This is a genomic window from Pseudomonas sp. SIMBA_041 (assembly GCF_046535095.1).
In the GTDB taxonomy this organism is placed as follows: Bacteria; Pseudomonadota; Gammaproteobacteria; order Pseudomonadales; family Pseudomonadaceae; genus Aquipseudomonas; species Aquipseudomonas mucoides.
Window position 1 is genome coordinate 1 of sequence record NZ_JAWRXJ010001049.1, and the last position, 229, is coordinate 229.

Here is a 229-nt window from a genome sequence, read left to right on the forward strand (position 1 = left end):
GACGACAGCCTGCGACGTCTCGGCATGGATTATGTCGATATCCTGCAAATTCATCGCTGGGATTACAACACGCCGATCGAAGAGACGCTGGAAGCTCTGAACGACGTGGTAAAAGCCGGGAAAGCGCGTTATATCGGCGCGTCATCAATGCACGCTTCGCAGTTTGCTCAGGCACTGGAACTCCAAAAACAGCACGGCTGGGCGCAGTTTGTCAGTATGCAGGATCACT

1 protein-coding gene is annotated in these 229 nt (G+C 53.7%); it reads left to right on the top strand.

Annotation, left to right across the window (positions count from 1 at the left end; genetic code table 11):
• The coding region (locus tag SB725_RS34310; protein WP_410923845.1) for an aldo/keto reductase at positions 1-229 on the top strand (229 nt) is incomplete at both ends.